This is a genomic window from Symbioplanes lichenis, from assembly GCF_030709675.1.
Lineage (GTDB): Bacteria > Actinomycetota > Actinomycetes > Mycobacteriales > Micromonosporaceae > Actinoplanes > Actinoplanes lichenis.
On sequence record NZ_JAUZQD010000008.1, the window covers coordinates 412,161 to 419,396 of the forward strand.

General features: G+C 68.7%; 6 protein-coding genes. 5 read left to right on the plus strand and 1 reads right to left on the minus strand.

What is annotated here, in order from left to right; genetic code table 11:
• Nucleotides 1–44 precede the first annotated feature (44 nt).
• The 5 genes from murD (at nucleotide 45) to RAN62_RS21830 (ending at nucleotide 6,108) form a co-directional block, all read left to right on the plus strand.
• Nucleotides 45–1,397, plus strand: a complete 1,353-nt coding sequence (murD, locus tag RAN62_RS21810; RefSeq protein WP_305786537.1) for a UDP-N-acetylmuramoyl-L-alanine--D-glutamate ligase — start codon at nucleotides 45–47, stop codon at nucleotides 1,395–1,397.
• Nucleotides 1,398–1,735: 338 nt separating this feature from the next.
• Entirely contained in the window at nucleotides 1,736–2,680 is a 945-nt protein-coding gene (locus RAN62_RS21815; RefSeq protein ID WP_305786570.1) for a MurR/RpiR family transcriptional regulator, read from the plus strand.
• 64 nt (nucleotides 2,681–2,744) lie between these two features.
• Nucleotides 2,745–4,178, plus strand: a complete 1,434-nt coding sequence (gene ngcE, locus RAN62_RS21820; RefSeq protein ID WP_305786538.1) for an N-acetylglucosamine/diacetylchitobiose ABC transporter substrate-binding protein — start codon at nucleotides 2,745–2,747, stop codon at nucleotides 4,176–4,178.
• Nucleotides 4,179–4,244: 66 nt separating this feature from the next.
• Nucleotides 4,245–5,159, plus strand: a complete 915-nt coding sequence (locus RAN62_RS21825) for a carbohydrate ABC transporter permease (RefSeq protein WP_305786539.1) — start codon at nucleotides 4,245–4,247, stop codon at nucleotides 5,157–5,159.
• 16 nt (nucleotides 5,160–5,175) lie between these two features.
• Nucleotides 5,176–6,108: a carbohydrate ABC transporter permease gene (locus tag RAN62_RS21830; protein WP_305786540.1), complete on the plus strand. Its 933-nt coding sequence runs from the start codon at nucleotides 5,176–5,178 to the stop codon at nucleotides 6,106–6,108.
• Nucleotides 6,109–6,152: 44 nt separating this feature from the next.
• Here the strand turns inward: RAN62_RS21830 and RAN62_RS21835 are convergent, their stop codons facing one another.
• Complete coding sequence (locus tag RAN62_RS21835) at nucleotides 6,153–6,986, minus strand: S1 family peptidase (RefSeq protein ID WP_305786541.1); 834 nt, start codon at nucleotides 6,984–6,986, stop codon at nucleotides 6,153–6,155.
• Nucleotides 6,987–7,236 lie beyond the last annotated feature (250 nt).

A 7,236-nucleotide genomic window follows, 5' to 3' on the forward strand; every position in this document is an offset into this window, starting at 1 on the left:
ACCGACGGGCAATACTAATGCGACCCGACCCGAGGAGTATTCCTGTGCGCCTGGCAGACCTGCGCGGACGTTCCGTAGCCGTCTGGGGGACCGGCCGTGAGGGCCGCGCCGCCGTGACCGCGATCGCCGCGCACGCCCCGGCCCGGCTGATCGCCGTGGACGACAGCGCGAACTTCCTGTCCGTACCGTGGGAGGGTGAGCTTGCGGCGCTCGCGCCCCTCGCCGGCGGCGACCACGCGTTCCCGGCGCTGGCGGCGGCGGACGTCGTCGTGCGCTCGCCGGGTGTGCCGAACACGCACCCGTGGATGGCCGAGCTTCGCGAGCGCGGCATCACGATCACCGGCGGCAGCGCGCTCTGGATGGCCGAGCACGCGCGCAACACTGTCGGCGTCACCGGCAGCAAGGGCAAGAGCACCACGTCGGCCCTGATCAGCCATCTGCTGGCGGCGGCCGGGCGGCCCAACATCTTCGGTGGCAACATCGGCGTCCCGCTGCTCGATCTTCCCCCCGCGGACCAGTACGTGCTGGAGCTGTCGAGCTACCAGTGCACCGACCTGACCGACTCGCCGCGCGTGGCCGTCGTGACGTCGCTGTTCCCCGAGCACCTCGACGCGCACGGGGGCGAGCGCGAGTACTACCGCGACAAGCTCAACCTCCTGGCCCACGGTCCGGAACTGATCGTGGTCAACGGCGCCGACCAGCGGCTGGTGACCGAGACGCTGGCGGTCCGTGACCTCAACGGCTTCGCGGCGATCCCGGCCGGCAACGAGGACTCGCGGTTCCGGGTCGAGGCGGACGGGTTCGTCTACTGCAGCGACGACGTGCTCTTCGCCCGCGACGAGTTGAAGCTGCGCGGCGCGCACAACGGCCGGAACCTGTGCGTGGCGCTGGCGGTGCTCGACGGCATCGGCATCGACGTGCTGGCGCTCAAGGAGGAGCTGCGCGCGGCCGTCGCGTCGTTCGAGGGGCTGCCGCACCGGCTGGCGGAGATCGAGGACCCGTCCGGGCTGACCTTCGTCGACGACACGCTGTCGACCAGCCCCTACGCGACGATGCACGCCATTGACGCGTACGCGGGAAGGCCGTTGACCGTGCTCGTCGGCGGCACCGATCGGGGACTCGACTACGGGCCCCTGCGCGAGCACCTCGAGGAGAAGACGATCACTGTCATCGGGCTGCCCGACAGCGGCCCCCGGATCCTCGAAGCGCTCGCGGGGCTCCCCGGCGTGCGCACCGAGGCGGCGGAGGACCTGGCCGACGCGGTGAGCCTCGCGCGCAAGCTGACTCCGGCCGGGGGAGCGGTCCTCCTGTCGCCGGGTGCCCCTTCGTACGGCCGGTTCCGGAATTTCGAGCACCGCTCCGCGGCCTTCCTGGAAGCGATCCAGAAAAGCGCTTAACCGGTTCTGGGCAGAATTTTTGCCAGCCGCGGCCCGTTACGAAACGCCCTCGCCTGTTGCGAGGGCGTTTCGCGTTGCCCTCAAAACATCCGTGCGGGTGATGCCCGGCTGACCGAAAGGCTGACTACCAAACACGGGCATACTAGGTCATGTGATGGCTATCACGTCCTACCGGCCATTTGCGGATCGACACCCGTCAAACGACGCCGCCGTAACACGCATTCATCGACGTGCTCTTGGTAACGGTTTGAAAACTTCGCCCACAGTCTTGACACAGGGGGGTCCGCAGTAAGAACTTTTACCGCGACAGTTAACAAGCCTTTATGAAGGGATGGCCCATGGTCGAGCCGGACGTGGACGGCGCCGCCCCCACCGCGGTCGTCGACGCGCCTGTGCGCGACAACACGGGCGTCCTGCTCCGGGTGCGCACGCTGCTCCCCGAGTTCACCGGGGCGCTGCAGCGGGTGGCGGAGCAGGTCCTGAGCGATCCGGCCGCCGCGTCCCGGGCCACGATCGTCGAGCTGGCGGAGCGCAGCGGCACCTCGCCGGCCACGGTCACCCGCTTCTGCCGGGCCCTGGGCTTCGAGGGCTACTCCGAGCTGCGCCTGGGCATCGCCGCCGAGACCGGCCGGGCCCGCTCGGCCGGCTGGACCGTCGACATCGGCCGCGAGATCCAGCCCGGCGACCCCCTCGAGCGGGTGCTCGGCCAGATCATGGCGGCCGACACCCGGGCCATGCACGACACCGCCGAGCTGCTCGACCTGGCCGAGGTGGAGCGGGCGGCCGTCGCGATCGCCGCCGCGCCGCGGGTCAACATCTTCGGCGCCAGTGGCAGCGCGCTGGTCGGCGAGGAGATGCAGTTCAGCCTGCACCGCATCGGCGTGCCGGCGTGGGCGTGGACCGACGTGCACAACGGTCTCGCGAGCGCGGCGCTGTCGCGTACGGGGGATGTCGCTCTGGGCATCTCGCACTCGGGCGAGACCGGCGAGACCATCGAGCTGCTGGCCGAGGCCAGCAGCCGGGGTGCCACCACCATCGCGCTGACCAGCTTCCCGCGCTCGCCGCTGGCCGAGCTGGCCGACATCGTCCTGCTCACCGCCACCCAGGCCACGACCTTCCGGCCGGACGCGCTCTCCGCGCGGCACCCGCAGCTGGTCGTCCTGGACCTCCTGTACGTCGCCGTCGCGCAGCGCACGCACGAGCGCTCCAACGCGGCCTTCCAGCGCACCGCCCAGGCTGTCAGCGGCCACAAGGCCGTGAAAGACGGCAGCCCCACCCCCTAGACCTTCTCCCCGGCTCCAAGCGCACCACCGTTCGGCACCGGATCACACCCTGAGGAGTAAGTGCATGACCGACATCTTCAAGCCCGAGGTCGACCGCCGGACGCTGCTGCGCCGCGCGGCCGCCGTCGGCCTGCTGGCCACCCCCGCGGTGAGCATGCTGAGCGCGTGCCTCGGCGGTGGCGGCGACGACGAGGACACCGCCGACAAGCCGGCCGGCGAGGTCTCGGCGACCAACCCGCTGGGCGTCAAGGAGGACGCGCCGCTGGAGATCGTGATCTTCAACGGTGGCCTCGGCACCAAGTACGCGACCGACGTCGACATCCCGTCGTACAACAAGCTCTTCCCGAACTCCAAGGTCACCTTCAACCAGACCGAGGAGATCTCGACCGTCGTCCAGCCCCGGTTCACCGCGGGCGACCCGCCGGACATGATCAACAACTCCGGCTCGAAGCTCATGGACCAGGGCGCGCTCGTCTCGGCCGGCCAGGTGCAGGACCTGACCGACCTGTTCGCGGCGCCGTCCGTGGACATCTCCGGCAAGACCGTCAAGGACACCCTGATCCCCGGCACGGTGGAGCAGGGCACGTTCAACGGCAAGCCGTACGTGCTCAACTACGCCTTCACCGTCTTCGGCCTCTGGTACTCCGGCAAGCTGTTCAAGGACAACGGCTGGACCGTCCCCACCACGTGGGCGGACTTCACCAAGCTGCTCGACGCCATGAAGGCCAAGGGCATCACGCCCTACGGCTACGCCGGTGCGAACGCCCCGTACTACCAGTACACGGCGATCCTCACCAGCGCCGCCAAGATCGGTGGCCCCGACGTCCTGAAGAACATCGACAACCTCGAGCCGGGCGCCTGGACCAGCGACGCCGTCAAGCAGGCCGCGGCGGCCTGGGCCGAGGTCGGCGCCAAGTACTCCAACAAGGCGTTCCTCGGCCTCAAGCACACCGAGGTCCAGCTCCAGCAGAACCAGTACAAGGTCGGCCTCTACCCGTCGGGCTCGTGGCTGGAGAACGAGCAGGCCAAGGACACTCCGGCCGGCTTCGACTACCAGCTGATGCCGATCCCGAGCGTCACCACCGCCGACAAGCTGCCCGTCACCGCCCTGTACGCGGCGGCCGGCGAGCAGTACTTCGTCGCCAGCAAGGGCAAGAACCCGCGCGGCGGCATGGAGTTCCTGCGGCACATGCTCTCCAAGGCCGGCGCCGTGGGCTTCACCCAGCTCACCAAGACGCTGACCGTCGTCGCCGGGGCCACCGACGGCATGGAGATCAGCGCCGGCCTCACCTCCGGCAACAAGGCGCTGGGCGCCGCCGGGGCCGACACCTTCAGCTTCCGCTTCGACACCTGGTACAAGAAGCTGGACGACGAGGTGCGCGCCGCCACCAACGAGCTCATGTACCAGGGCGGCAACGCCGACAAGTTCACCCAGCGCATCCAGAAGGTCGCCGACGCCGTCAAGGCCGACTCGTCCATCGAGAAGTTCTCCCGCTGATTTCCCTCAGGGCCCGCGGTCTTCCCGCCGCGGGCCCTTCCCCCATAGACGGACGGAGCTAGCACCATGAAGCACGGCAGGTACCCGTTCATCATCGGCTTCCTGATCGTGCCGGTGGCGATCTACGCGACGTTCGTGGTGTATCCCTACATCCAGGCCTTCAACCTGTCCTTCACGAACTGGCGCGGTTTCTCCCCGACGTTCGACTACATCGGGTTCGACAACTTCACGAAGCTGTTCCAGGACACGACGTTCTGGAAGGCCATCCAGCACCACGCGGTCCTGCTGATAGCGATGCCGCTGCTCACCATCGCCATCGCGCTCTTCTTCGCCTTCCTGCTCAACGTGGGCGGCGGCAGCAAGGGCGGGCTGATGACGGGCGTACGCGGCTCGAAGTTCTACCGCGTCATCTTCTTCTTCCCGCAGCTGCTCGCCCTGGCGCTGGTCGCGGTCATCTTCAGCCGCGTCTACTCCCCGGACGAGAGCGGCCTCATCAACGGCCTGCTCCAGCAGGTCGGGGTCAACGACCCGGTGCTGTTCCTCGCCGACAAGAACCTGGCCCTCTGGTCCATCATCGCCGTGCTGGTCTGGCAGGCGGTCGGCTTCTACGTCGTGCTCTTCTCGGCCGGCATGGGCTCCATCCCGACCGAGATCTACGAAGCGGCGGCGCTCGACGGCGCCACCCGGGGCACCCTCTTCTTCAAGGTGACGCTGCCGCTGCTGTGGAACACCCTCCAGGTCGCCTGGGTCTATCTGGGCATCGCCGCCTTCGACGCCTTCGCGCTGGTCAACGTCATGTCCGTCGACCGCGGCGGCCCCGACGGCGCCACCACGGTGCTCGGCCTGGAGATCTTCCGCAACATGCAGGACTACGGCCAGTACGGCTACGCCTCGGCCATGGGCGTCGTGCTGTTCTTCCTGACCCTCACGTTCGCGGCGCTGACCCTGCGGGTCACCCGGCGCGACACCGTCGAGCTCTGATCCGGGAGCGTCCACCATGACCAACGTTTCGACCGACGTGACCGCCCCGCCGCCGGGGACCGTCGACTATCCCGGCCCCCGCAAGAGCGCCGGCGTGAACCCCGACAAGCGCGACGGCAAGCTCTTCAGCGGCTTCGCCCACATCGCCCTGGCCATCTGGGGCATCCTCGTGATCGCCCCGCTGATCTGGGTGATCCTGGCGTCCTTCAAGAGCAACACCGAGATCTTCACGCACGCCCCGTTCAGCCTGCCGAGCAAGATCTCCTTCGAGACCTACAAGACGGCGTGGACCGAGGCGCACATCGGGCGCTACTTCCTCAACAGCGTCTTCGTGGTCGCGTTGAGCACGACCGGCACGATGATCTTCGGCTCGATGGCCGCGTACGTGCTCGCCCGCTACAAGTTCTGGGGCGACCGCGCGATCTACTACCTGTTCGTCTCGGGCATGGCGTTCCCGGTCTTCATGGCGATCGTGCCGCTCTACCTGATCCTGCGGAACCTGCACCTGCTGAACTCGTTCACCGGCCTGATCCTGGTCTACATCGCGTACTCGCTGCCGTTCACGATCTTCTTCATGACGGCCTTCTTCAAGACGCTGCCGAACACCGTGGCCGAGGCCGCCGTCGTCGACGGCGCCTCCCACACCCGGCTGTTCTTCCAGGTCATGCTGCCGATGGCCAAGTCCGGCCTGATCAGCATCACGATCTTCAACATCGTCGGCCAGTGGAACCAGTACCTGCTGCCGGTGGCCATCATGCAGGGCTCCGGCGCCGACTCGAAGTGGGTCCTCACCCAGGGCATCGCCAACATCTCGGTGTCCGCCGGCTACCAGGCCAACTGGGCGGCCCTCTTCGCGGCGCTCACGCTGTCCATCCTCCCGATGATCATCGTGTACGCCTTCTTCCAGCGCCAGATCCAGTCCGGCCTCACCGCCGGCGCGACGAAGTAGCTCCTTCGATGCCGCTCCCCGCTCGGGGGAGCGGCATCGCCTCGTCAGAGCCCGCCCACGTGGGCCCTCAGGAAGTGCCACGCGGCGCTCCGCCGGTCGACCCGGTTGTAGAGCCCCACCCAGGTCGCCGACACCTTCCCGCCCCGGCAGGTGGTCCGGTCGAAGGACCCACCCGTCACCGCGAACAGCGTCGGTACGCCCGCGCTCCACTCCAGCGTCGGGCCGCCACTGTCACCCCGGGCCGTACCGCCGTTGACCGACGTCACATAGGTCACCTGCCCGGGCAGCCGGCACGGCGCCTGGAGGCTGCGCGGACTCGCGACCTTCACCTCAGCCACGCGGGGCAGACTCTGGCGGTCGCCGCGGCCGTCGGCGGTCTCCCCGAAGCCGTACACGTAGGCGTTGGTCCCCGCCGGGATCGGTGCGGCGCCGATGCGTACCGGCGTGACGCCCGCGACCGGCTTGCTCAGCTTGAGCAGCGCGATGTCCCCGACCCCGCTCCGCTCGTCGTAGCCGTCGAGCCGCCACACCTCCGACGCCGTCCGGCTCTGCGCGGCATTGCGCGCCGACGTGTTCACGTACACCGTGATCTTGCTTGCCCTGTACGGCCGGCCCTGCTTCTCACCCTTGTTGGTGCAATGCTGCGCCGTCACCACCCACCGGTCGGCGATCAATGTCCCGGTGCAGTTGACCCCGGGGTCACGCCAGCCGTCCTTCGCAGCGAGGCGCACCACCGCGGGGGCCAGCGACTTGCCCCGCTTCGACCCGGCGAACCCGCCGACGATCGCCCCGGCCGGCGTGGCCGTGGCGACGACGCAGGCTGATCCCAGGAGTGCTGACCCCAGAGCGGCTCCCGCCACCTTGCGAAACTTGCTCATAGCCACCTTTCCTGGAGCATCCCGTGCTTCCCGGGAAAGACGCTAGGAGAGTCCGAGCCGGTGGACATCGCCCGTTCCACGGCGTCCGTCACGCCACTCCGGCGACCCCGATCGGTGGTGCCGGCAGCTTGCCAGTCGCCGCCGCGGTCGTCTTCGGACAAACGGGCGGTCAGGAGGGCTCGGGCGCCGGCTCGGGTCGCGGGAGAAGAGGCGCAGCGTGATCTCGTAGCTCGCCGGCGCGCCCCTGCCC

Coding starts and splice junctions, on each gene's coding strand:
- RAN62_RS21825 (WP_305786539.1), top strand. CDS start 4,245: ATGAAGCACGGCAGGTACCCGTTCATCATCGGCTTCCTGATCGTGCCG.
- RAN62_RS21830 (WP_305786540.1), top strand. CDS start 5,176: ATGACCAACGTTTCGACCGACGTGACCGCCCCGCCGCCGGGGACCGTC.
- ngcE (WP_305786538.1), top strand. CDS start 2,745: ATGACCGACATCTTCAAGCCCGAGGTCGACCGCCGGACGCTGCTGCGC.
- RAN62_RS21835 (WP_305786541.1), bottom strand. CDS start 6,986: ATGAGCAAGTTTCGCAAGGTGGCGGGAGCCGCTCTGGGGTCAGCACTC.
- RAN62_RS21815 (WP_305786570.1), top strand. CDS start 1,736: ATGGTCGAGCCGGACGTGGACGGCGCCGCCCCCACCGCGGTCGTCGAC.